Below are 24,155 nucleotides of genomic sequence, written 5' to 3' on the forward strand. Positions count from 1 at the left end.
ATTCATAGCCTCACGCTATGTGTTGCACGTAAAACTTGTAAGGAATGCTGAATGCTGACGTCTCACGAACGGCTGCTGCGGAATCTGGACTGGAATTTGTTGTATACCTTTCTCACAATCGTGGACGAAAGCAGTATTACTGGTGCCGCCCGTAAACTGTCGCTGAGTCAGCCGAGTGTCAGTAATGCCCTTAAGCGACTGGAATGCCATTTGGGGGTAAAGCTCATTACGCGGCGTAAAGGGGTGTTTACCCTGACCAGCCAGGGGCTGAAAGTGTACGAATATGCATCATCCACCCGTCGGGTACTGGCGGATATGGCGGCACAGTTTTCTGAAGACGAGCACGCTATTCACGGTGAAATCGATATTCAGATCGCCAGCCATATTCACTGCCCGGCGTTTGACCAAACGCTGGCCGACTTTCACCAGCTTTACCCCAATGTGCTTTTCACCATCAATACCCAGCCGAGCGCGGAGATTGTGCGCGCGGTAAAAGACGGTGAGATTCATATTGGGATCTGCAATAAAAAAACCTCGCAGACAGGGCTCAGCTTTGACTTGCTGGGTTATGAGCAAATGGGGTTTTATTGCAGTCGTCGCCACGCGTTATATGGCCATACGGATCTTTCCATTGAAGATCTCAGCGGGCTGTCTTACGTCTCGTTCGAAAGCGACCAGCCAGGTGAGGGGCTGAGCGCCATTGCTCAGCTTCGATCCCAACAGCCGTTCTGGGGAAAACTGGTGGCCGTCTCTTCTAACGAAGAAGAAATCCGGCGTTTCATCCTGGCCGGGGTAGGATTCGGCGCCCTCACCGTTGAAGGCGCAAGGCCCTATGTCGAGCAGGGGGCACTCTGGCAACTGCCGCCGTATCAGCAATTGCCGGTGGCAGATATTTATCTGGTCACACCGGAGAACGTGCCGCTCAGTGATGTCGAATCACGGTTTGTTGCGATGCTGCGTCAGGCCAACAGCCGGGTAGTGGAACAGATACATTTTGCTCACTAAGCACTAAACACTAAGCACTAAGCACTAAGCACTAAGCATTAAGCACCGAGCATGAGTATGAGCACTGAGCACGGGCACTGAGTATAAGTACTTTGGCACTTGGCTCTGAGATAGTGAGCCTGTGAGCGTTAAGCCACTTTGTTTTCGCAGGCAGGAAGCGCTTGTTGCCAATGGTTGATGCCACCATTAGATGCAGCCTATCGGCAGGGGGAAGTGTGTCGAAACGGCATGACAGACTTTTTTCCTGATTGAAACTATCACTCAAACATCACTGAACGGTCGCCGTTTTGAGCTATGTGGCCCGATGCCGCTCTTTCGCTGGCGTCAACGCAGCAATAAAGTGGGAGCAATCTTTAACTTTATGAATTTAAACATTAAAAATGGTTTTTGTTACGTTCTCTTCTAACATGGTGTAACTGCCTGAACCGCCATCGTTTTTTTGTAGCACTTGTCTTTTCTTTCCTGAAACTATCACGCTGGTCATGGCCAAATGAGGGTGTACTCACTTTTTATTTTGCGTGGCGAAATTAAGATGTCGGTCAGTTGGGACTGCCTCAGTGTTTGAATACTTCACCTTGATGAATCGAAATCAGCAGCAATTAAAACTGAAAGTTAAACGGTGAGTGGTGCAGTCTGAGTGGCATAGCTTAAGTGGGATAGAAGCTTAAGTGGAATAGCTTGAGTGGTACAGCAAAGGAAGGGTTATGAAAAAAACGATTTTTCCCGTGATGATGATGGGTATGTGTGCGGCGTCGGCGATGGCTGGCGTGACCGGGAATGCGCCAAATACGGATCTGAACCTGATGCCTTACCCGCAATCGGTGGAATTGCATCAGGGGCGAATTGCCATTACCAGCGATTTTAAGGTGTACATTCAGGGCGACCAGTCTGAGCGCATCACGTTTACTGCGCAGCGTCTTATTGACCGTCTTGCCCGTCAGACCGGGTTGCCGCTGCTGTCGCCTTTCGCCAGCCAGGTATCTGAAGCGACGGTAATCATTGAGGTCAAAGAAGCGGCCAAGACGCCAGTCCAGTCACTGGATGCTGATGAATCGTACACGCTTACGGCTGAAAACGGCCGGATTGTTTTATCTTCAGCCCGGCCTTACGGGGCTATTCGGGGTATTGAAACTCTGCTTCAGCTAGTGGAAACCGACCGTGACGGTTACTTTGTACCGCAAGTGACGATCTCTGATGCTCCGCGTTTTCCCTGGCGCGGAGTGTCTTATGACACGTCGCGCCATTTTATTCCCGTCGCGGTGATTAAGCGCCAGCTGGATGCGATGGCATCAGCCAAGCTGAATATTTTCCACTGGCACCTGTGGGACGATCAGGCCATTCGTATCCAGCTCGACAGTTATCCGAAGCTGTGGCAGATGACGGCAGACGGGCACTATTACAGCAAAGACCAAATCCGTGATGTGGTTGCCTACGCCCGTCAGCTGGGCATTCGGGTTATTCCGGAAATCTCCCTGCCGGGCCATGCCTCAGCTGTCGCGCACGCGTATCCGTCGCTGATGTCTGGTGAAGAAGGACAAACTTATCCGCATCAGCGCCATTGGGGCGTTTTTGAGCCGCTGATGGATCCGACCAACCCGGCGCTTTATACCTTCCTGGGGAAAGTGTTTGACGAAGTGGTGGCTTTGTTCCCGGATGAGTACGTGCATATTGGGGGAGATGAACCAGACTACAGTCAGTGGACGAATAATGCGGGCATTCAGGACTTTATCCGGTCACATCAGCTGGACGGTAACCAAGGCCTGCAGTCTTACCTGAACACCAAGGTAGAAACCCTGCTGGCTGAGCGCGGTAAGAAGGTAATGGGCTGGGATGAAATCTGGCACAAAGACCTGCCTAAATCGGTCGTGATTCAGAGTTGGCGTGGCCACGACAGTATTGGCCGCGCGGCGCAGGAAGGCTATCAGGGAATTTTGTCTACCGGCTATTATCTGGATCAGCCACAGCCCACCAGTTACCACTACCGCAACGACCCGATGCCACCCGGCATCCAGGTTGATGACACCCTGCATCCCGGCGAAACCTTTGTGACCTATGAGTGGGTGAAACCCCGCACCAAAGGGGGGCCGCGCAAAGGGTTGCTGACAATTATCGAAGGGAAAGACGGCACGGTGCGGGCTTTTACCGACTATAACGGCAAATCTCGGGCGAAGGTCGAGGTGCTTGACTATGTACCGGGTACCCGCTTCCGGGGCCATTTCGATAACTTTATGTCCTACACCGAGTTTAATTTGCGTTTTGCCGACACTCAGCTGGCTGAAGGCAGCTACCAGCTGATCGGCAATGTGCGCTGGCCGACAACCGGCACGCTGGTGGCGGGCACAGCCATTAAAGGCTCCGAGATTCCGGCCCCGACTGGCGGGTATCCGGCTGAGCTGAACGCCCAGGAGCAGCAACGTATTCTGGGCGGCGAACTGACGGTCTGGGCGGAAAATCTTGATGGTATGACGGTCGAAAACCGGATCTGGCCACGCAGCTATGCCATTGCCGAGCGGCTTTGGTCTGATGCTGCACTCACGGATGAGGCGAGCATGTACAGGCGCATGGCGGTGGTAGATGACTGGGCGGAGCTGTCTGTCGGCCTGCAACATCATGTGAATGCCCGCCTGATGTTGCAGCGGTTGGCTAACGGGCAGGGCCCAAGCAAGGCTCATGGACAGGCTCAAGGCACTGCCGCTATGCATATACCGGGGACGCTTCAGGCTGTCACGACATTACAAACTCTGGCCCGTTATACGGAACCGGCGCAGTATTATGCCCGCAACTGGGAAAAGTGGATTCAAACCACACCTTCCGGCCAACTGTATAACCAGCACGAACGCCTGAATCGCTTTGTGGATGCCCTGCCGGTCGAAAGCTTGACCGTGTACGGAATGAATGCGCTGGTGAAGCACTATCAGGCGGAGCGTCAACCGGAAACGCTGGTTGCGCTGCGAGCCCATTTTGAACTGGCCGCACAGGCAGCGGAGCAGGCGAAAACGATATTTGCGGAAAATACCGCGTCTGTGGCGACGGTACCGTTGGCCGATGCCACCACTGATGTCGCGGAGATAGCTGGCCAGCTTATCACCGCACTTGAGCAGGGGAAGGCGCTAAGCCAGGCTGACAGCGATGCCTACCGTCAGCGGCTGAGTCAGGCGGCAGCCATTTATGATGAAGCCATTGTGGCCACGGTGAAACCCGCAGAAAGCTTGTTGGTACTGGTTGAAGAAATGCAGCCCAGCACCTGAGGCGAATGTGGCAGAAACAGTATTGCCAACGAAGTGACATTTTTGAATGTCTCTGGGCGTAAAAAAACCGGCGAAAGTTTCGCCGGTTTTTTGTTGATGTCAGTTGGTTAACTGTTGTTTGCGCTTCATCAGAAAGAGGCTGATAGTGAGTGCTTAGTGCGCTGTCAGAATGGCCTCGCTGTCACTGACCAAAGGGATGAGAACCGCCACCTCAATACGATTGTGACCCAGCAAACGAATGTTCCACTCGAAATGGTTGGCCCGGCACAGGTTATCGACAATCGCCAGACCCAGTCCGTGCCGGTCACGCTGACTGCGGGAAGGATCGGCCTGATACAGCGGTTTGCACAATTGTTCAATATCCTCCTCACTGAGCGGCGAGGAGAGGCTGTTTTTAATGCTCAGCATCAGCAAATCCGGTTCACGGTGCGCCATTGTGATGTCGACCCTTGACGCCGCGGGGCTGTAAAACAGGCCGTTGTCCAGCAGGTTGGTCAGAATGGTGTCCAGACTGAACAGATCGGCATAGACCGTCGGCTCATCATCGTAATGGAGGGCGACCCGCTCCCGGCAGTCATCGTATTTAAACGCCAGCTTGCCCAGCACCTTATCCAGCAGAGGCAGCAAAGGTTGCGGATGACAATCAATATTGAATGCGCCGGTGGCGGAGTGTTGCAACAGCATCAGGTTGTTCACAATCTCTTTCATGCGCAGGGCAATATCCAGCATGTCTTCTTTGTAGCTGGCACCGATACGCTCATCGTGCGGATAGCGAATATAGACTTCACTGAGGCTGATCATCTCGGAGATCGGCGTTTTGAGCTCGTGGGCGATATCCGCGGTCAGGCGTTTTTCGTTGGCCAGCAGCTGGCAGTTAGTCGAAATGAAGTGGTTAAGTTCTTTGCGAATCGGGGTGACTTCCGCGTAATCGACAGCAGGCTCTGGAATATGGGCGTGGGAGGCCGAAATATCCAACGATTTAATGTTCTGGTTTAAGTCCTGTAATGGCTTCAGCCCTGAATCAACGATGCGGGTGACCAAAAACCGCACCCCAATGATGGCCGCAACAAAGCTGAGGATCAGAGAGATATCTATCAGGATCAGTACGCCACTGATGCTGTCAGTGCTGGCAGCCACAGAGATATAGATGGCATTTTTCTGGTGAATGACATCTGGGTTTTCGTTAGTTTGCGCAGGGGGCATGTAATACGTGAGAACCGTTTTACCGTCCTGACCATTGGGCAATGTGACCGGCACGATCACCGAAGTGTTGAGCGGAATCTCCGTTTTCAGCAAATTGGTGCCCGGATACGCATCCAGAGAATGGGAACGGGCTATTTCGGTACCTCCCTGCCAGATCTGGAAATAGTCAGAGTCTGAGTGGAGGTCAAACAACATCATGGCATCTTTGTTGTAATTGAACTTGGCGTGCTCATCTTCCTCCTTCAGAAAAGCTCTCAGGTAGTTGGCTTTACTGGTCAGGGACTGATCAAACTGATTGTCTACCCAGTCGTCCACACTTAAGTCGACAATGAGAAAAATGGCAAACAAGATCAACCCGATAACGATGGTGATGGCCTTCACCAACTGGGTACGAATGGACAGCATCAGACACTTCCTGCGATGTAGCCGAAGCCACGTTTGTTTTTCACCGGGAGGTTACCGCCTTTTTCCCTGACTTTCCGTCGGATTGCGGAAAGGTGGGATTCGATGGTGTTTTTCGCCAGCAAATCAAATGATCCGACGACCGCTTCACTGATTTGTTCCGCATTGACTACCCGGCCTTTCGACTGAAACAGGTACTCCACAATTTTATACTCGTTCTTGGTCAACTCGATGAAATTGCCCTGATAGCTCAGGGTTTTGGTCGACAGATCAAGACAGAAACCTTCTATTTCTAGCAGGTTACTGGTCTGTGCCGTTTGACTGCGGCGCAGCAGGGCCAAAATACGGGCATGCAGTTCTTCAAATGAAAAGGGTTTGGTGAGGTAGTCGTCGGCACCTGACAGCAACCCGTTAACCTTATCTTCGGTTAATGAGCGAGCGGAGAGGATCAGTACCCGTGATTGCTGCCCGGACTGACGAAGACTTTTGAGAATACTCATGCCATCGACATTGGGCAGCATCAGATCCAGCACAATCAAATCATAATGGTTTAGCTGCGCCATAGTCAGTCCTTTAGAGCCGTCGCCGGTACTGTCGACCGTAAACCCGAGGTTGTTCAGGCCGATACTTAAACTGCGGCGAAGTGGCTCAGAATCTTCAATGACTAATAATTTCATGGCATACCTGTTTGTCAATCTGTGGTTCAGTGCGCTGCTTACCGCGCTGCCTTACGGACAGTGGGCATGCGGCTGTTTCAGCTCTTTCGAGTTTACCCGATATGGTGAGATCCCCCACATCATTATTGGTGTATCTGGCCAGTTTACCGCTCACTTTAGCGTTCAGATTAGCGTCGGGTTGGGTCCGGTACATACCGGTTAAGTCTGTCAACATGGTGGTTTTTCGAAAAGAAGGCTTCAATTTCGATTAAGACCCCAGGGTTGAGCTTGTGACTAAATTCCCGTGGGGTATCCAGTTGTGGGGTAATCGATAAATATAACCAGTCCTTATAGATTTTTTGCCGCCAGGACGCCGAAATCCAGAAGTTAGTGAGTGGATCGGATTCATTCGTATCAATACTGACACCGGTTGAGTATTCCATCAGATGGTGGTCGTTTAGGCGGTTAAACAACTCAATCTGGTTTACCAACTCCCAGCCGCTTTCATCGAACAGGTACTGGGCGCTGGAGCTGAACTTGTAGATACGGGCCGGATCGTTGTTGTTGCCGTAGTAAAAGTTAAATTCGGTCAGAGAGCCCAGTCCTTTAGAATCAAAATAGAAGAGCTCTTGCTTCAGCTGCGTGGTCCAGTTTTCTGATAAGTTATCGACCCGGCGTAAATTCGCTCGCACAAAGGGATCCAGCGGCAGTTTAAATTTTACCCCGACATCAAAGTGGGTTTTCCACTCGCCCCAATGCGCATTCTGGAGGCGAAACCCGGCAATTGCGTCACTGCCGGACGTTGTGCTGCTACTTTTTGGGGTCAGTGCCCGTTGTTTACTCTCCAGCGAGTCATAGTCATCCGGATCCGTTTCCAGGATCAGCTTCCAGTCACGTTTGGTATGGGGCAGGTCGATTCGCGCAGAAATTTTGAAATCTGAATCAAAATAACCGCGGTGGGTGTATTCCGGTTTGTAGCGAATCCGGACATAACTTTTATTCATTAACTCTTCTTCGTTTTCCTCCTTGGCGAGACTGTGATCAATATAGGTACTGAAATCATGCACGGTGTCAGCCACATAGGTTTCGGTTTCGTCAGCCCAGTAAGTGGTTTGATCCAGCCAGGAGGACTCATCTGAAGGCTCTGTCTCTTCAGCATTAATCGAAAACGGGGAAGGTGGCAGACGAGATTCATACTCCGGCATGATCGGTTCGATATCCGCATCCGTTCCGTTAGCCCATGCCGGGCATACCGATAAACTGGGTAGCAGTAAAAAAATGGCCGGAGGACGCTTGCAATCATGCATGACTGCCAGCGAATGCTGCAGAGCTTTGTTCAGCGAGCGATACCGAATGTTCATAAGCGATCCATTGACTATGAAAGCATGGCCACTGTGCAGATATGTTATTTTTATTGTGCTTTTAGTATAGGTAAAAATAAAAATATCACAGAGGTAAAAATAATATTTGTCCGTTTTTATCTAATGATATTGAATATTTAATGTGTAACGAATGAATAAATGTTTCATTCGTTACACAGGTCTTTATTTCACTGATATTTAGGAGATATTCAGTGAATCTTCAGCATTTGTTGATATTAATGTTTTTGGATAACAGCCTCACAATATTTATCCTCTACTTTCAAAACAATTAATATCGCTTGATTAAATATATCCTCTATTGATATATCGCCTCAGGAGTTAGCTGATAACGTTTAATCGTTTTGGGTGGTTCACATTCTGGTAATAACGAATTCTCATCCAACAAAATCCATTCACGGCGGTGAGCAAAGCCCATCACTTGCGATTTACTGGTATCAAAGCAAATTATGTTACCGTCATTCTTAGCCAGAATGAATCGGTTAGGGCCTTCTTTCATCCATAACCAAGCATTTTTATCCTGTTCATGAACACTGCTTAAATAACTGAAATGCGTCATGGGAACGGATGAAAATAACAGAAACTGCTCTTTAAACCGAGTCATGCCCAGCTCGCCATCCTGACCGACAATGGAAGAAACGTCAGCCATGATATCTTTCGCCGGGGTACGAATCGGGTTCAGCAGGGTATAGCCCCAGGTGCTGTACAGCAGCCAGGTCAGAGCTAATGCCAGGCCGTATACCGGCAGGTTTAACCTGAATTTGCGCAGCCATAAAATTCCGCCCCAAATCAATGCCGCAACGGCGAAAAAGGCGGCAAAGGGCAGCAGATTGTCGCCCAGCTCTTTGGTAAGCACCCGGGCGTGGAACAGCGCGAGTACAGTGGCTGCGGCCATGGCGACGGTCACAATACCAGCCACGCCGGTAAACAGACGATTTATCCATTGCGGTATGCCTGATTGTGTTATCAGTGCGCCCATCACCATCGCCAGCATTGGCAGCGCCGGTAAAATATACACGCCACGTTTGCCTGGGCTGATGCTGAAGAAGATAACAACACAGACCACCCAAACCAGAATGGCCTGAATAACCGGTGACTTGAAGATCTGCTTCCAGTTTTCTTTGTTGAACAGAAAAAAGTAGAGCGGGAACCACAGTACGGGAATCACACTGACAATGAAGTAATGCCAGGGTTTGAGGTGGCCGGTTGGATTGGCATAGCGCTCAGCGGTTTGCTGGAGCAGGATGTTATTCCGGTACGCGATGTAATCCGGGTTATCTTTGAAGAACGAAAAATAGAGCACGGGCAGCAGCCAGAGAATCAGAACCCCCAGCATGGTAGCCGGGCCGAGCAAGGCTTTGGCTTTCAGTTGTTGCTCGAACCGTTGCCGCCCGGTGAGGTGCAGCACGGCGATAGGAATGAGGACAAAAACCGGCAGGAATCCGACCCCTTTGGTCAGAATCCCCACGGCCATGCATGCCCAGCTGAACAGGTACCAGCGTGGGCTGGGTTGCACGAAGAAATGGCGAATCAGTCCGTACATCGACACGGTTATCCAGCAGGCGACCATGGCATCGATTTGTGCCGCTTTGGCTTGAATCACAAACTGGGGCGTAATCAGCAACAGTACCGCTGCATTACGTGCAGTTTGCACATTCCAGAGCTTGGCGGCCAAGTCAAACACGCACCACACCATGACCAGACCCGCGACCGCGTTAGGGATCATGAAAGTCGACGAGAGACTGCCAGTTAGCTTATACAGCAGCGCCATCAGCCACATGAATACTGGCGGTTTATCCGGATAAAGTTCGCTGCCTCTGAGCGGGAAGAACCAGTTGCCTGATTCCACCATTTCCTTTGCCGCTTCGACAAAGCGAGGTTCGTCTGCTGGCCAGGGATCGCGTAACCCGATGCCGGCAAAAATGACAATGAAAGCGATCGCCAAGATGGCGAATAAGTTGGCATAGTAGCTGTTGCTCAAAGAACCGGCGTTACCACTGTGGGGCACTGTGATGTTTTGGTGCTTTTCTATATCGGGGAGCTTTTTGAAAAAGCTGAATCCATTCATGAGTGATTTTCCATTTTCAATGGTGCAATGCGCTGACGGATATGATCGCGATAGATCACACCCGTCAGAATGAAACTGATTAGGGTCAGCAGAATGCTGGCGTAAATCATGGCATCGTTGGCGGCACTGATACCGCTGCCAATCAGGCAAAAGATCAACGTCTGCGGAATGTAGCCCAATAAGCTGGCGGTAATAAAAGGCTTAAACGGCACGCCAATACTGCCTGACAGCAGGTTAGTCAGCACATTATTGCCAACCGGAAATAAACGCAGCATCAAAATTTTCAGGAACGGTGTTTGCCGGACAAATTGCTGAAACTGATTCATTTTTTTCGGGAAGGTACGGCGCAGTGTCTGGCTTAGCAGGGTGTTGGCAACGAAGTAATTCACACAGGCGGCGAGGATGCAGGTCAGTAACGCAATTTGCAGGCCGAAGACAATGCCGTACAAGTAGCCGTTGAGTGCGGCAACAACCTGTCGGGGGCCGCCCAGTCCGACAAACAGAAAGCTGATGCTGAAAATGACTAGATGGCCAGATAAGCCGTTGGTGAGAACATAGTTATTCAGCCACAGTTTATCCGTCATGTGGGCAAAAACCGGCGTATTAATGCCGGCAATTAATACCAGAAACACGGAGCAGGTTAAGAGAGGCTTCATCACTGTCATAAGCGCTACTCGTCAGACATTTGGCCGGTATGCAGAGTGACCGATGGAGGATACTTCGTGCGTTTGCGCAGCCACAATACCCCCATTAAATCAATGATGCCCGCCCAGGCGCGGTTCCAGGCGTTGTAGTTCGACTGACCGGCCTCGCGGTTGCGGTGGTTCACCGGACATACCACAATCTCACCGTTCAGTCGTTTGATCAGGCAGGGCAAAAAGCGATGCATGTGATCAAAATAGGGTAGTGCAAGGAAAGTCTGTTTCGGGAAGAGCTTCAGGCCACAACCTGAATCTGGGACGCCATCGCGCAGAATCGTCTGGCGGATCGCATTGGCAACTTTGGACTGAAAGCGCACCCAGGAGGTGTCTAGGCGTTTCTGGCGGTATCCGGCGATACAAAAATGTGGTGCCTGACACTGGAGTGCCAGTTTGAGCAGTGCAGGTATATCAGCCGGGTCGTTCTGGCCATCTGAATCGGCGGTGACAATCCATTCGCCACGGGCGTGGCTGATGCCGGTATGGATGGCGGTACTCTGTCCACAGCTGACAGGATGCGATAAAACGGATACCCGGCTTTTCCGGGGTGAGGGTAACGGGGTGTGAGAGCCATGAGCGACTTGCTGCTGACAGAACTCTTCGGCGATGCATGCCTGACCGGCTCGAAGTGCCTCTTCGACGGTGTTGTCTGTGCTACCGTCATCAATCACCAAGATCTCAAACTCAACGTTCCCTGTTAATGCGACATGTAGCTCTTCAATGAGCTGTCCAATGTTGCCCTGCTCATTTTTGGCTGGCAGGACGACTGAGATCAATGGGTACATACAATCTTTCCCTAAAAGAAAACAGGATATTTGTTCTACTTTTAATTTGTATTGCAGGCAGAAATAAAACTGAGAAGTTTATCCAGCGACATATCCAAGCCCTCTGCGGTTTGAAATTGGCAAGGTCCGGTTAACCTGTTTCAGCTTTCTTCTGACCGTCGATAAATGTGCTTCAATCGAGTTTTTTGAAATTGAAATTCCTTCATTGGTTAAATGTGCTTTGATCTGCTCAACACTTTTTAATTTGCCGTGATCGGTAAACAGGAATTCAATGATGAGAAATTCAGTCTTTGTGAGTTTTATCACGTCACCCTGACAGTACAGGCATTTTTCTGATTTATTCAGCATGCATTCGTCGATCAGAATAAGGGCGTCGTCCATATGGGACTCTCTGCGTCTGAACAATGACTGGATGCGGGCATACAACTCATCAAACGACACCGGCTTCGCAATAATGTCATCGGCACCGGATGTTAAGGTGCTGACGATGACCTCCGGGGTGTACTCCGTGGTCAGGGCCAGTAGCCGAACAGAGAGCTCCAACTTTCTGATACTGCTGATAAAACCCTGATGCTCAGGGTTATTTTTATCATAGTCCAAAATAATCAGGTCGTAGTGCTCACTCAACAACATTTTGAGGCCATCATGGTGATTCTGTGCAATGTGTACCAGTAATCCCATTTCCACCAGTTTGCTATGGATACGTTTTTGCAAACAATGTGATTGATCGATGATAAGCAGTTTCAGCATGTTGTTTAAATCTCTGTTCTGTTTATTGTTCTGATTTAAAAGGAGTCATTGTTTAGTTTATTGAAAGTATGACCGCCAGCCAGAGAATGCCGGCGATCAGAAAACTGATAAAGACACAGGCTGAGCCAATGTCTTTAGCCAGACCGGATAACGGGTGATAGTCGGTACCGATTCGATCAATCGCGGCCTCGATGGCGGTATTGGCCATTTCGGCAAACAGGACGAACAACAAGCTGCAAATTAGCAGGGCTTTTAATAGCACAGATATTGGAAGCCACACTGCGATTGCCGTCAGCGGAATAAACAGCATCAGTTCCTGCTGAAAGGCCGCTTCATTTTGTGCCATCCAGCGAATACCGCGATAACTGTTGGCAAAGGTATAAATAATTCGATTCAGGCCTGTGCGCTTTTGTAATGTCTGGGTTGTCATAGGTGGTTAACTCATCGAAGCCTGACAGCGGCTGATAATATCCATGTCGTTATTTTTATCCTGGGTGGTGACACCAAAGAAACCAATCAGGGTGTGGAAGAAGTTATCGTGCGAGTATTCGCCAGTTTTCGCGCTGGCTGATAAACAGTCACGATCAATCTTTCTCTGCTCAGAATACTGATCCGGTAGCCACATCAACCACGGCACCTGAGTTTGCTCTTTCGGCGCGATGGCATACGGTGTGCCGTGCAGATAAATGCCGTTTTCACCCAGCGATTCGCCATGGTCGGAGATATACATCAGGGCAACGTTGTACCGATCCTGATAGGTTTTCAGCTTATTAATCATTTCCGCCAGTACAAAATCGGTGTATGCGATGGTGTTGTCGTAAGTGTTGACGATTTGCTCATCGGTACAGTGCTCGATGTCGCTGCGCGGACAATCCGGCAGAAAACGCGCTTTATCTTTCGGGTAGCGTTTGTAATAGGTCGGGCCGTGGCTACCCATGATGTGGAAGGCGATCAGCTTGTTGCCGTCCGTAGCCTGAATTTGCTGGTCAAGCATTGGTAGCAGCACTTCATCGTAACAAGCGTCATCCTTACACAAATCGGGATTTGCCGTGTGATCAACGCCTAACAGCCGGAAGTTTTTGGCAATGCTTTTGTCACCGCCGTCATTGTCAATCCAGGTGAGGTCTACGCCGGCACGGCCAATGACATTCATGGCATTGTCACGGCTGTTGGCCTGCGCTTTGTTGTAGCCTCCGCGATTCATATTAGAAAACAGGCAGGGAACTGAAACCGCCGTCGCTGTGCCACAGGATGAGACATTCTGAAAAGCAATCAGCCCCATTCCTTCGGTATAAGGATTGGTATTACGGCTATAACCGTTGTAGTGATAATTCATTGCGCGCGCGGTTTCACCCACAACCAGTACAACCAGATTCGGTTTTCCGTTAGGAACCGAAACCAGTTTGGCATCTTCCCCCAGTGGCTGATAAACCAGCGGCTCAGTCAGGTAGTTACGCTGAACATATTTGATGGTGTTGTAGGCAAAAGCCGGGTTAATCATCTTGTTCAGGTAGCTGTTATTGCGTCCTACAGAGGCGTAGTCTTTATAAAACAACAGTGCAATGAGGGCGATACCAAGAATCGCTACCAGAACAGCAATGAGTCGTTTCAGAACGGCTTTAAAATGAGACTCAGCTTTTTTGACTGTGATGCTACTGAAAAAAAGGGCCGGCATCAGGCCGAAAACAACAAAATACAGCACGGAACTCAGGCTTAAATAAGAGGTCGCCTCACCAGAGTTTGTTTCGAAAATATTTTCAATCATGCCGTAGTCAAAAATGACGTTATATTTCATCGAGGCATAAAATGCCATTGACGATAATAATGTCAGAATGACGGAGAAGGGCTTTAGCACAAACGGCAAAGAAAAAAGTGTAAAAATAATAATAAAACAGAAGAAAAGCAGTAGCGGGCTACTGGCAACAAAACTCAGCGAACTTTGAGCTGCCAACTGATAGATTTTGCTGGTTACCGGCAAGTTGAGCACCAACGCAAAATAGGCGGCAACCATCACAATGTAAGTAATGGCACTCATTTCCATTTGAAAAGGTTTGCGAAGTGTCGCGGTCAATGTATTCAAGCTAAGAAATCCAGTTTTCATTCAATAACCTGATATTAGAATTCAAGACTTAAGATTTACTTAAGATTGATTGAGGGGAAACTGAAATTTTTGCCACTATGCTTACTTGTGCTTATAAGCTACGTCGTGAAGAAATATAAAACCGTAGGTTAGATGAGAAATGTCTGAAAAATAATACGAATAAAAATCACATTGTATTAACCCGACAATATGTCACTGCGTTAATAACCTTAGAACAATACTTAGACTGTCTTGAAATTGATGCATTAATTTCAGCGTTTCTTAAGAAAAAAGTGCAATCCTTACCCTTGAATAACGACAACATGGGGGAAAGATTATGCCTGTCCCAACCTCAGTCTTTGTGACCGCGTTTCTGACCGTTATGGCAGCGTCCACTCACTCAGATTATTCGTGTTCGACTCAACCGGAAGAGACATGGGTACCGATGGATCAGGCGAGAGAACATTTAATTCAAAGGGGTTATCACATACGTTCGTTTAAAAAAACACGTTCGAACTGTTACAAGCTGTACGGATTTAATCAGGAAGGGAAAAAAGTGGATGTTTACTTTAATCCCGTCGATCTAAGTAAAGTCAAAGAGCATTAAAATGGATAAACATTACAAATGGGATGTAATTGTACGGATTACACATTGGGCAGTGGCTGGCCTCTTTTTCGCGAATTATTTCGTGACCGAAGAAGGGAGTGAAATTCATGAATGGGTAGGTTATTGCATTATCGGTTCGATTGTTATCAGGCTGGTTTGGGGAATGGTTACCCGTTCCCCGGCCAGGCTGTCTGCTTTCAAGCCGTCGGTGACTCAAGCGGTGACACACTTGAGCGAAGTCATCTCCACTCGGGTCGATGCGTCAGTCGGTCATAACCCGGCCGGCGCGGTGATGATCTGGCTGATGTGGTGTGGCTTGCTGGCAACGGCAGTAACCGGCTGGATGGCGCACGTTGAATTGATGGGTTACAAAGATGGGTTGAAAGAGATCCATGAAGTATTCGCTAACCTGACTTTCATTGCTGTGGCTATCCATATCTGCGCTGTGATTGTGATGAGCCGTTGGACAAACCGTTCTTATCTCAGCGGAATGCTCAAATAAGCGCTACGAGTGTGTGCCATAGGTAAACGGTGAAGCACCGTCAAAAGCCGTAAAAACCAATAGAGATGCCAAGAGATGCCGGGTATGCCAACAGATACCCGGTTTGGTTTACTTGAGGACAGCTCTTCAAGCCAGACCTTCAAGTGGACGATTCAAACAGCCCTGTCAGATAAGCCAGAGCAGTCCGGCGCGCTCAATACGCATAGAGTTTGTGAACCGGCGTGTGACAACCAATATACTGGCCGTCACTCATGTTCAATGATCAACGATTCAGGATAAACTGCTCGATCACTTTGGCGACACCGTCGTTGTCGTTGGTATCGGTAATGTGGTTCGCCAGAGCTTTGGTATCTTCTGTCGCGTTGCCCATAGCCACTCCCAGTCCAGCATAGCGAATCATGTGGTGATCATTTCCGGCATCGCCCATGCAAATGACTTCGCTGGCATCAATGCCCAAATGTTCGGCTAACATTGCGACACCTGTCCCTTTATTGCTGTTCGGGTTAAGCAGTTCCAGGAAGAACGGGGCACTCTGTACGACGGTGTATTGTTCTGTGACGACTTCCGGCAGTTGGCGAATTGCGGCTGACAGTATTTCTGGCTCTGCCACCATCATCACCTTGATAATCTCTTCATCATCCGGCAGGTCGGCAAAATCGATCACGGTGGCACTTACCTGATTGATGTCTGCCTCATGGTCAGTAAAAGCGTTGCTTTGTGGCGTGATCAGGCCGCGAGTCGTTGAAAACGCATGCACGAACGTACCCAAATCGCGAGCCAGGGCAGCGATGTTTTTCGCATCACGGCCTGCCATGATTTGCTTGCGCAAAATCGTCCGGCTTTTCACCTGTTGCACCAGGGATGCGTTGTAGCTCAGTACAAAATCCTTGTCGCTGGTCATGCCCAATTCTTCCAAATAACGGAGCATGCCTTCTAACGGTCGTCCTGATGCCAGAACAACGTGTACGCCTTGGTCACGAGCAGCGGCAATGGCTTGCTTCGTCCGGGGAGAGAGTGTTTTCTGTGAGGTCAGCAGGGTGCCGTCCATGTCGAGAGCAACGAGTTTGTACATCTGAAAATCCACCGTAAAAATCTTGGGAGCGTCGAGGTCAACGGCGTCTATTGTAATCAACTTTTGTGATCAACTCGACACTCCCATGAAACCTATATGCAGATGGATTAATGTAGACCGGTATGCACCCAGACATCGACGATGCTGATTGGGGAAATACTGAAGAGACAACCTCGTGGCAAAAACCACTTAATATCTCGCGCAGCCGTCACTGCGCGAGAGGTTATCGTTGCCAGCGCAAGCGATTCAGCCAGCCGGGTTGCTTTAGTATCCCCTTTAGGGGAATGAGTTCGCTGGCTGCCAGCGCGCCGCAGATGATGCAGCTCATTGCCAGCAGCGTGGTTGTCGATAACGCTTCATGGAATATGGCCGCTGCCAGCAGTGCGGCAACCACAGGGGTAAACGAGCCCAGTGCGGCGCTCATCTCAGCGCCCAGTCGTGAAATGGCAAAGCCATAGCTGAAGTTGGCCAGAACGCCCACAGCCACACCTTGAATTAGCAGATGCACCATAATGTCGCTGAGCGGTGCAGAGAACAGATTGAATGTTACCCAGCCCAGACCATGAAACACAGGTAGCAGCAGACATGCCGAACCTGCCAGTACCAAGCCGCCGGTGACAGGCGTCAGACCGCTAACCCGCATGGCGACGGTAAACCAGGCCCAACTGAAACTGGCCAGTAACAGCAATCCATGTCCCTGTACGACGTCGGTTTGGCCACTGAACAGAGAATGGGTCACGAATAAGCTGATGCCTACCACAATCAGACCGATACCGGTTTTACGGGAAGCTGAAATGCGTTCTTTATAGCAAAACGCGGCAATGGAGGAGACAAACAATGGCAAGATGCCCGGAATCAGTGATGCGCCATCGGCAACAGGGGCCAGATGCAGGCCATTAGCGGCCAGCATTAAGAAGGGTAAACCGGCTCCCCAGCCGATAGCCAACAGGTAGCGTTTCGGGGTGGTTTGTATTTTTCGCAGAGAATGGCGGCTGAGATAGCCAAAGACGAGAGCTGCCGGTACAAAGCGCAGCAGGGCAATATCCCCAATGGTTAGGTCAGATTCGCTGGATGCGCGCAATGAGATAAAAAAGCTCGACCAAATCAGGAGAGTGGCCAGCATGGCCGTGATACCTAACAAGGTATCCTTAGTGGTTAAACGTTCCATTGTTTAGTCCTGATGTTATTTCTATAAGAAGGTGTCAGGAACTTATTATGGAAAATGTAAACGGGTTAATGTTGGCAAAAAGTCTGCTTTGATCATCTAATATTGATGATGATTACCAAAATAAGATTATTTTTTGATAATTATTGCCAAAATATGAGATGGAACTTAACGATGGTGTCGAAATGGACAAGAAAGACAAACAAATACTGATGGAGTTGCAAAGCGATGTGCGCAAGACGACGGCGGATATTGCCGATGCTGTCGGGCTCTCTGTTTCTCCCTGTGCCCGCCGTATCCGCAAACTGGAATCGGATGGCGTTATCGCAGGCTATCAGGTCAAGCTGGACAGGAAGAAAATGGGGCTGATGATGACCTTTTTTGTCAATGTCCGGCTCAGTAATCACCGGGATCAGGTTATTGATGCGTTTGAAGAAGCAATCGCTGAGATGACAGAGGTGATTAGTTGCCACGTGATTTCCGGCTCATACGATTACCTGTTGGAGGTTGTCAGTAAGGACTTACCTCACTATGAGTCTTTTATGCGTAAGCTGCAAACCCTGAATATGGTGCAGGACATCAATACGAACCTGGCGATTCGGGCCGTAAAGCAGGGGTCGCCACTCACTATCGTTTAATCGTTGCACTCGGAACACGTTGTGATTGTTACCTGCTGGGTTAGCCATGCCGTGGTGGGGAATCCCTGCGTGATTTCAGCGAACAACCTACGCTTAAAAATGGGCGGGTGTTTATTGTTTCTCGGGGCGAGGCCCCGGAATGAGGAGCTTGGTTGTATGCTCTGATTGCTATGTCCTGGATGCCATGCTGAGTTCAAGTACGTCGTGGGTTTGTGTGTGTCAGCGCAGCAATTAGCGGATCAAAGAGTCGAGAGTAAAGAATATGGCAATGCAAAACGAAGATAAGAGCACTTGGGCCATTGGCGGCGGTGTGATCATCGGTTTGGGTGTAGGATTCTTTTTTCTACCGGAATCCGTTTTTGGATTTGTTGGTTCGCTTTTGGTTGGGCTGGGTGTGGGACTGGTGGTGACGGCAGTGTTATCTGTTATTCGTAAGCCGTAAGCCGTAAGCCGTAAGCCGAGGCCTGATGATGCTCTGTTTGATCAACACGCTTGGCTATTGTGGTTTTACATACCGTTTGAATTTTCATAAGGTTTGAATTTCAGATACAAGGCGAAGGGCACGCCTTTAAACGGGAAAATGACCTACATGGAAACAAGAACGGAATCTTGTCTGGAATGGGAATCACTGGCGGCGAAGTTGCGCCTCGTGCTGGCTCATTGGCCGCAAGTGCCTGAGCACAGCATGCTGGAACCCGTTGCGGTTGGCGCAACGAATCATGTTTTTCGGGTACATGGTGAGCCGGAGGCCGTATTGCCCGTCTGGTATCTTCGGCAATATCGCACTCAGGATGTCTCGAAAATTCAGCGCGAGCACCGGCTTTTGTGTTCCCTTGCCAGTACTCTTGAGACTGTTGTTGTTCCCGTGACGTCGTCTGCGGGCGAAACGCTGGTTTCGCTGGATGGCCATTACTTCGCCTTATTTCCTGAAGCGCGGGGCCAATCAGTGCCTGCTTGTCAGCTGACGCTGGATCATGCCTGTTCAGCTGGGGAAGCGTTGGGACGGTTGCATTACGCATTAAATCAAGCGTGTTCTGAAAGCGAGCTGTCTGAGTATTCGACGATTACTCTGCGCTGGCCGCAGCAGGAATGGGTCCGCCGGCTGGAAAAAGTTATCGAGGCAATCGAACAGCGCTTACCGTCGCAAGCTCTATTCCAAGCGCTCTTTAAACCGCTCTCTCAACCGCTATTGCCAATCCAACCGTTATCGTTAATCCAGCGGCAAGCGCCTATAAAACCGCTGCCGTTAAACCCATTGTACCGCTTACCGCGTGGGACTGATGCTTGGGCGTTACGGCGCGCCATCCGACAGAAGGCGTATCTGGCAAGTTCGCGAAGCTTGCACCATTATACCCCGACCTCTCCGCTGAAACTGATTCATGGTGATTATCATCACTACAATGTCTTTTTCGACGGTTCGAATCAGGTATCGGGGATTATCGACTGGGATTTGGTCGGACGAATGCCGCTCGGGTATGAAGTTGTCAGGGCCTGTATGTATATGTTCCAGATGGATGTTGAACGCTCACTGGCTTTCATTCGATCTTATCTGACGGTGATGCCGCTTTCTTTTGCGGAGCTGAGCGATGGGGCTAAGTCCTGGGGGATCTATGCTGATCACCATGTTTGGGCCTTAGAAGAAGTGTATCTGAAAGGTAACCTCTCAGCGAAGAAATTCATTCCGCACCATGACTTTGAAGCCTTTCAGGAACGCTGGAAACCTATCGGAGACCAGCTTTCCTCTTCCATCTGTTTCCAGCACCGCTAATCCGGTCGTTAACTTATGGTAAGTAAGGATGAATTACTAATAAGTCAGATTACTCAGCTCGACATAATTGGTGTTCCAGGGTTGGCATGTGCCGTCCAGTTCAATTTCAAACAGGATTAGTTCGCTGCTGTCGATAGCCCGAATGACGACCCGATTAGGGTTGTCATTGGTGCGATCAACGGCGGAGTAGGTGATCAGATAATTGTCTCCACTTTTGTATACGCTTGAACAAATATCACTGAAAATACCGGCATCGTATATCCAGGTGGCGTCTGCCGTCATGGACGATTCATCAATGGCAAAGGACATGGCTAAACTGGAGGCTAATGCAATGCCTGTTGGCGCGCCAGCGGGTTGATTGAAACTCAGTTGCCCATTGTTAAACAGCATGAGTTCACCATTGACGATCGATAAAGCGTGCTGGCCAATAGGTTTCGTGTCGCTCGAAGTTAGCGACAGAGGCTGCAGTGAAGGATGATTGACGAACCAGTGTTTAGTTTCATCGCCCAGTAACCATTTCATTTTTTTGCTGGCGTAATCGATTTTAACGACAAAATTTTCCCGGCTGGACACTATAATACTGTCATCGTCAGGGGAATAAATCGCAGAGTTCATGTGAAACCAGTCAATACCATTACGGATGAAATCTGACGGATCTTCGCTGTTTTCTGTCAAATGCGTTGAAATGATTTCGCCAAAATCCCAGTGATCAATTTCATTCCCATTCTGATCGACTTCTAATAACACGGACTCGACCAAATTATTGCCGTTTTTTGTGGTGTCCACATTTAAGAAATAGCCGGTTTTTCCTTTTGAGGTTTCGTGGTGTGGTCTAATCTGTGTCAGTTGACTGGAGGTAATCTTGAACCTTTTTTCATCACCGGTCAGGGAAAGATACACCAACTCATCATTATCTTGAATGACAAAACGCCCGTCTTTAAAAAGTGCGTAACGATAAGCACCTGTTGGTGTATTGGCTGTCCAGCGCACATTGCCATCGACATCCACAATGATGGGGCCTTGATCTGAGTTGTTTTCAAGATGGATAAAACTAAAAGCGATGTTGCTGGTATCCAGTTTTTTGTTGATTTGCAGATTGTCGTAATTGCCATTGGGATCAATATATTCGCTGGTTGTAATCTGTGTTGACACGGAGCGTGTGGAGCCGTCGGTCAATGTAATATCAACAGTGACCTGATTGTTATAGCCGCTGTAAAGCCCGAAAACAGGCAAAATAAAGCCACTTTCTGTAGCGGTGAGGGCATCAGGCGTGAAGGTGGCCTTGATGGGTTTGGAAAACGTACCGGGCATGGGCTGAATGGTAAATGAGACGCTGGAAAGGGAATTAATGTCTAACCCGACGTCTAAATCAGAAATAAACACTGATGAGTCAGTATCTTTTTCAGTTACATTAATTGGGGATGTGGTGTTTATGGTGTCATTGGTTGAAGAAGTACTCTCCGAGTCATTACAACCAGTCAGCAACAACAATAATACAGCAGCAGGATACCTTTTCATAAGCAATAATCAGTTAATTTCGCTATGAAGATTTTAAATGATCAGTCATTCTTATTTGTCTCAGTTTTAATAATGGGGAATGACGATATTATAAATCTGTTTGGTATAACTTTTTAGTGGTTAAGTATTGTGGTGAATTTATACTTCTATTTTGATGTGTTCTTTTTAAGTGATTGTAAAGTTACAATTTTAAAATAACGTATCTTGCGTTGGGAAATTTTGATGGTGATGAAAGCAAATAAAGGCATCAATGTTGATGCCTTTATTTATCATTGTTTTTTGTTGTTACTTTTATTTTTTCTAGCGGATACGTTCTGTTTGGCTTAGGGGCGATTTAATTATTCTGATTTGTTTACGATAGTTTATCACTTGTCAGGGTTTCGCTTTATTGGGCTATTAACACTGGGTTTTATCCATTACAGCGAAAACGGTGACAATTTTAACTGATTCAACTGGCTAATGTGTGTGTAATGGCTAATTTTACGCATTGACTTGGCCAGCAGCAGTAAAGACGTCAGCAACTGATAACTTTGATCGGCTTGCGCCGGCGTTAAGGTCAGTTGCAAGACGGAGTGTTTGTCAAAACCTGCCAGATACTGCTGGAGTTTGTCTGACATTGCATCCAGTTTTTGTTCGTGCTCGTTGATGGCACTCGCTTCAGCATGATGAGTGTGCACTGATGATAGATCATGCTGAGATTCATTCAGCAATGGTGTATCCAGCAAACTGGCCAACTCCTCAAGTGTGTGTTTGAGTAATCGCTCGATACCGGTATTGCGGCTATGCGCCAACCATGTCTGGTAACTATCCTGGAATGCGTGAAAGTGAACGCACAAAGTGTAGCTTTCTTCAATCAGCTGGCGAATATTTGCTGGCGCAACATCAGGGAAAGCTGGCCAGTTCACCCGGGTAGAGGCCACTTCAGCCATCGTGGCGGAACGCAACGGAGTCTGACTGAAAGCCAGCCAGGTAGGTTGTGGCTTATCGGCGGCACGGCTCATCACTGTGAGTCGATGCAACAGACCAAGGCGAAACCGTTTCAGTTCCCGTAGCAACACATGCTCCGCGGTGGCTGGAAACACGGTATGGTTAACCAGAAAAATGACCAACATACTGATTGCAATCAGCATGAGTTGCAGCAGAGCCAGATTAATGTCATAGACCGGATTCAACTGCATGGCACTGCTGGTCATGATCGCCAGAATCTGAGAACCCAGTAAGCGCTGAATAATCTGCTGTGGCTGGTGGAAAACATACCAGATCAGGAAGGCATTCAAAAAGTAGAAGGCACCCAGTTGCCACACCTCTGACATCAATGGCATCAGAAAAACATACTGCGCCAGCATGATTCCAGACCACATCATAATGCTTCTGAGCAGCACGCTGGTGCTGATAAACGGCAGTGTCAGGATCACACTACCCAGAATTCCCCCCAGTAATACGATCAGCGCGCCACCCGGCATCGGGACATACAGCCATAACACGATACATATCCACAAAATCACCGTGATCTTTAATGCATTGATGGCATTTTCAGGCATAAATCGCCATCCGGCAGGCTTTGCTTTTGTCGCTGGTTGCGCTCTTGCCTTATCCAGCATGATGGCTTCAAGGGTGTTTAGCATCTCGTGGTGCAGCCGATCAATTTTGGTCAGGACATTTTCCAGCATTCGCAGTGCCCCGTGATGATGAGACAGCTCCTGTGGCTGCTGGCTAAGGGTACTTTGCTGTGGCAGGGGATTTACGCCTGCGCCGCCGCCAGACAGCAAGCTCTCGGCACGGCGGGTACGTTGCTCAAGCCGTAGCAACAGATCGTGAATATCCGCCTGAGCACTTTCCGGCAATGGCGTAGGCAGAAGTGCTGAAGCTTCGGATAAGTGGCCGCACAGTAAAGCCCATTGGTTCATCTGTGCCAGATAGTGCTGCCAGAGCTGTTTGGTGCTGGCGATATGGTAACTGTCGGCCTGGGCCGCGGAAATCAGATCCTCCAGTCGGGTCAGGCGCTTAATGCTGTCACCGACAGACAGGCTGTGACTGAATGTACCGGTTTCTGCCAATTGCTCTAACGCGGCTTGGAGGTGTGTTGCCTGAGTAGCGTAATACCCTTGCAGCGTACTGGTCAGCACCTGACGGCTGGAGCTAGGCCAGAGCAGACTGTACACCAAGGTAAACGACAGAACCCCCAACACGGTTTCCTGCAGGCGCAGAACCGCAATGTTGAAAGTCTGATCACTGGAAAACTTCCCCATCACCAAAATCAGGGAAGCCACCATAAAGGTCATTGTCCAGACGTAGCCGTTTTTCGGATTGGTCTGATGATAGACACACAGGGCAGTAAACAGTGAATAACTGATCAGAAACGGCAGTTGCTGCTGGGCAAACAGGCCGGCCAGGGTAAAAGCAGCCACCATGCCGAGAACTGTGCCCATAATACGGTGGCGGCCTTTTTGCAGCGAATGGCCGGTTGTTTCCGTTGCCGCCATCACAAAGACGGCAAATGCGGCCCAGTACGGGCGCTCCCAACCGAGCCATAAGGCACTGACAATTGCCAGTGTCAAAGCGGAAGCAACCTTAATCGGCCGCTTGCTGCGTTCGCTGAAAAACATGATAG

At 49.2% G+C, this 24,155-nt stretch carries 21 protein-coding genes; 8 read left to right on the forward strand and 13 right to left on the reverse strand.

Annotated elements, in window-relative coordinates; all coding sequences use genetic code 11:
• Positions 1-51: 51 nt before the first annotated feature.
• Both PGW97_RS16990 and PGW97_RS16995 read left to right on the forward strand, forming a co-directional pair.
• Positions 52-1,005, forward strand: a complete 954-nt coding sequence (locus PGW97_RS16990; RefSeq protein WP_047887683.1) for a LysR family transcriptional regulator — start codon at positions 52-54, stop codon at positions 1,003-1,005.
• A gap of 704 nt (positions 1,006-1,709) precedes the next feature.
• Positions 1,710-4,253, forward strand: coding sequence for a family 20 glycosylhydrolase (locus PGW97_RS16995; protein WP_443147131.1), 2,544 nt, complete (start codon positions 1,710-1,712; stop codon positions 4,251-4,253).
• 153 nt (positions 4,254-4,406) lie between these two features.
• Here PGW97_RS16995 and PGW97_RS17000 read toward each other — a convergent pair whose 3' ends face one another.
• Positions 4,407-5,861: a sensor histidine kinase gene (locus PGW97_RS17000; protein WP_273860206.1), complete on the reverse strand. Its 1,455-nt coding sequence runs from the start codon at positions 5,859-5,861 to the stop codon at positions 4,407-4,409.
• Complete coding sequence (locus tag PGW97_RS17005; RefSeq protein ID WP_047887686.1) at positions 5,861-6,535, reverse strand: response regulator transcription factor; 675 nt, start codon at positions 6,533-6,535, stop codon at positions 5,861-5,863. Before PGW97_RS17005 ends, PGW97_RS17000 begins: the two co-directional genes overlap by 1 nt.
• Here PGW97_RS17005 and PGW97_RS17010 point away from each other — a divergent pair.
• Positions 6,519-6,737, forward strand: coding sequence for a hypothetical protein (locus tag PGW97_RS17010; protein ID WP_273860207.1), 219 nt, complete (start codon positions 6,519-6,521; stop codon positions 6,735-6,737). The genes PGW97_RS17005 and PGW97_RS17010 overlap by 17 nt on opposite strands.
• On the opposite strand, the gene PGW97_RS17015 is transcribed toward PGW97_RS17010, so the two are convergent.
• The 7 genes from PGW97_RS17015 to PGW97_RS17045 form a co-directional block, all read right to left on the reverse strand.
• Positions 6,703-7,875 (reverse strand): hypothetical protein, encoded by a 1,173-nt coding sequence (locus PGW97_RS17015; RefSeq protein WP_217392879.1) that lies wholly within the window; start codon positions 7,873-7,875, stop codon positions 6,703-6,705. The genes PGW97_RS17010 and PGW97_RS17015 overlap by 35 nt on opposite strands.
• Positions 7,876-8,191: 316 nt before the next feature.
• Entirely contained in the window at positions 8,192-9,961 is a 1,770-nt protein-coding gene (locus PGW97_RS17020) for an ArnT family glycosyltransferase (protein ID WP_273860208.1), read from the reverse strand.
• Positions 9,958-10,626 (reverse strand): TVP38/TMEM64 family protein, encoded by a 669-nt coding sequence (locus PGW97_RS17025; protein ID WP_273860209.1) that lies wholly within the window; start codon positions 10,624-10,626, stop codon positions 9,958-9,960. The genes PGW97_RS17020 and PGW97_RS17025 overlap by 4 nt, the downstream gene beginning before the upstream one ends.
• Before the next feature lie 5 nt (positions 10,627-10,631).
• Positions 10,632-11,444 (reverse strand): glycosyltransferase family 2 protein, encoded by an 813-nt coding sequence (locus PGW97_RS17030; protein ID WP_273860210.1) that lies wholly within the window; start codon positions 11,442-11,444, stop codon positions 10,632-10,634.
• 78 nt (positions 11,445-11,522) lie between these two features.
• Entirely contained in the window at positions 11,523-12,194 is a 672-nt protein-coding gene (locus PGW97_RS17035) for a response regulator transcription factor (protein ID WP_273860211.1), read from the reverse strand.
• Positions 12,195-12,246: 52 nt separating this feature from the next.
• On the reverse strand, positions 12,247-12,624 hold the full coding sequence (locus tag PGW97_RS17040; protein WP_273860212.1) for a diacylglycerol kinase: 378 nt from the start codon (positions 12,622-12,624) through the stop codon (positions 12,247-12,249).
• A gap of 6 nt (positions 12,625-12,630) precedes the next feature.
• Positions 12,631-14,295 (reverse strand): phosphoethanolamine transferase, encoded by a 1,665-nt coding sequence (locus PGW97_RS17045; RefSeq protein WP_273860213.1) that lies wholly within the window; start codon positions 14,293-14,295, stop codon positions 12,631-12,633.
• 361 nt (positions 14,296-14,656) lie between these two features.
• On the opposite strand from PGW97_RS17045, the gene PGW97_RS25205 reads away from it, so the two are divergent.
• Both PGW97_RS25205 and PGW97_RS17050 read left to right on the forward strand, forming a co-directional pair.
• A complete protein-coding gene (locus tag PGW97_RS25205) occupies positions 14,657-14,881 on the forward strand; it encodes a PepSY domain-containing protein (RefSeq protein WP_443147148.1) in 225 nt (74 codons plus the stop codon).
• 1 nt (position 14,882) lies between these two features.
• A complete protein-coding gene (locus PGW97_RS17050) occupies positions 14,883-15,383 on the forward strand; it encodes a cytochrome b/b6 domain-containing protein (protein ID WP_273860214.1) in 501 nt (166 codons plus the stop codon).
• 262 nt (positions 15,384-15,645) lie between these two features.
• Here the strand turns inward: PGW97_RS17050 and yidA are convergent, their stop codons facing one another.
• Together yidA and PGW97_RS17060 are read right to left on the reverse strand one after the other, a co-directional pair.
• The gene (gene yidA, locus PGW97_RS17055; protein ID WP_273860215.1) at positions 15,646-16,455 is read right to left on the reverse strand and encodes a sugar-phosphatase; all 810 of its coding nucleotides are present in this window, start codon (positions 16,453-16,455) and stop codon (positions 15,646-15,648) included.
• Positions 16,456-16,678: 223 nt separating this feature from the next.
• Entirely contained in the window at positions 16,679-17,623 is a 945-nt protein-coding gene (locus PGW97_RS17060) for a DMT family transporter (protein WP_273860216.1), read from the reverse strand.
• 182 nt (positions 17,624-17,805) lie between these two features.
• Here PGW97_RS17060 and PGW97_RS17065 point away from each other — a divergent pair, with 182 nt between their 5' ends.
• The 3 genes from PGW97_RS17065 (at position 17,806) to PGW97_RS17075 (ending at position 20,026) form a co-directional block, all read left to right on the forward strand.
• Positions 17,806-18,258, forward strand: coding sequence for an Lrp/AsnC family transcriptional regulator (locus PGW97_RS17065; protein WP_047887738.1), 453 nt, complete (start codon positions 17,806-17,808; stop codon positions 18,256-18,258).
• 268 nt (positions 18,259-18,526) lie between these two features.
• Positions 18,527-18,700 carry a hypothetical protein gene (locus tag PGW97_RS17070; protein ID WP_169776058.1) on the forward strand — a complete coding sequence of 58 codons (174 nt, stop codon included), beginning with the start codon at positions 18,527-18,529 and terminating at the stop codon, positions 18,698-18,700.
• 147 nt (positions 18,701-18,847) lie between these two features.
• A complete protein-coding gene (locus PGW97_RS17075; RefSeq protein WP_273860217.1) occupies positions 18,848-20,026 on the forward strand; it encodes a phosphotransferase enzyme family protein in 1,179 nt (392 codons plus the stop codon).
• A 36-nt stretch (positions 20,027-20,062) separates the two neighbouring features.
• On the opposite strand, the gene PGW97_RS17080 is transcribed toward PGW97_RS17075, so the two are convergent.
• Complete coding sequence (locus PGW97_RS17080; protein ID WP_273860218.1) at positions 20,063-21,544, reverse strand: aryl-sulfate sulfotransferase; 1,482 nt, start codon at positions 21,542-21,544, stop codon at positions 20,063-20,065.
• Between the two features lie 416 nt (positions 21,545-21,960).
• Positions 21,961-24,150, reverse strand: a complete 2,190-nt coding sequence (locus tag PGW97_RS17085; protein WP_273860219.1) for an FUSC family protein — start codon at positions 24,148-24,150, stop codon at positions 21,961-21,963.
• Positions 24,151-24,155: the final 5 nt, after the last annotated feature.

This window comes from Photobacterium sp. GSS17 (assembly GCF_028621875.1).
Lineage (GTDB): Bacteria > Pseudomonadota > Gammaproteobacteria > Enterobacterales > Vibrionaceae > Photobacterium > Photobacterium ganghwense.

Coding starts and splice junctions, on each gene's coding strand:
- PGW97_RS16990 (WP_047887683.1), top strand. CDS start 52: ATGCTGACGTCTCACGAACGGCTGCTGCGGAATCTGGACTGGAATTTG.
- PGW97_RS16995 (WP_443147131.1), top strand. CDS start 1,710: ATGAAAAAAACGATTTTTCCCGTGATGATGATGGGTATGTGTGCGGCG.
- PGW97_RS17000 (WP_273860206.1), bottom strand. CDS start 5,861: ATGCTGTCCATTCGTACCCAGTTGGTGAAGGCCATCACCATCGTTATC.
- PGW97_RS17010 (WP_273860207.1), top strand. CDS start 6,519: ATGACTAATAATTTCATGGCATACCTGTTTGTCAATCTGTGGTTCAGT.
- PGW97_RS17005 (WP_047887686.1), bottom strand. CDS start 6,535: ATGAAATTATTAGTCATTGAAGATTCTGAGCCACTTCGCCGCAGTTTA.
- PGW97_RS17015 (WP_217392879.1), bottom strand. CDS start 7,875: ATGAACATTCGGTATCGCTCGCTGAACAAAGCTCTGCAGCATTCGCTG.
- PGW97_RS17020 (WP_273860208.1), bottom strand. CDS start 9,961: ATGAATGGATTCAGCTTTTTCAAAAAGCTCCCCGATATAGAAAAGCAC.
- PGW97_RS17025 (WP_273860209.1), bottom strand. CDS start 10,626: ATGACAGTGATGAAGCCTCTCTTAACCTGCTCCGTGTTTCTGGTATTA.
- PGW97_RS17030 (WP_273860210.1), bottom strand. CDS start 11,444: ATGTACCCATTGATCTCAGTCGTCCTGCCAGCCAAAAATGAGCAGGGC.
- PGW97_RS17035 (WP_273860211.1), bottom strand. CDS start 12,194: ATGCTGAAACTGCTTATCATCGATCAATCACATTGTTTGCAAAAACGT.
- PGW97_RS17040 (WP_273860212.1), bottom strand. CDS start 12,624: ATGACAACCCAGACATTACAAAAGCGCACAGGCCTGAATCGAATTATT.
- PGW97_RS17045 (WP_273860213.1), bottom strand. CDS start 14,295: ATGAAAACTGGATTTCTTAGCTTGAATACATTGACCGCGACACTTCGC.
- PGW97_RS25205 (WP_443147148.1), top strand. CDS start 14,657: ATGGCAGCGTCCACTCACTCAGATTATTCGTGTTCGACTCAACCGGAA.
- PGW97_RS17050 (WP_273860214.1), top strand. CDS start 14,883: ATGGATAAACATTACAAATGGGATGTAATTGTACGGATTACACATTGG.
- yidA (WP_273860215.1), bottom strand. CDS start 16,455: ATGTACAAACTCGTTGCTCTCGACATGGACGGCACCCTGCTGACCTCA.
- PGW97_RS17060 (WP_273860216.1), bottom strand. CDS start 17,623: ATGGAACGTTTAACCACTAAGGATACCTTGTTAGGTATCACGGCCATG.
- PGW97_RS17065 (WP_047887738.1), top strand. CDS start 17,806: ATGGACAAGAAAGACAAACAAATACTGATGGAGTTGCAAAGCGATGTG.
- PGW97_RS17070 (WP_169776058.1), top strand. CDS start 18,527: ATGCAAAACGAAGATAAGAGCACTTGGGCCATTGGCGGCGGTGTGATC.
- PGW97_RS17075 (WP_273860217.1), top strand. CDS start 18,848: ATGGAAACAAGAACGGAATCTTGTCTGGAATGGGAATCACTGGCGGCG.
- PGW97_RS17080 (WP_273860218.1), bottom strand. CDS start 21,544: ATGAAAAGGTATCCTGCTGCTGTATTATTGTTGTTGCTGACTGGTTGT.
- PGW97_RS17085 (WP_273860219.1), bottom strand. CDS start 24,150: ATGTTTTTCAGCGAACGCAGCAAGCGGCCGATTAAGGTTGCTTCCGCT.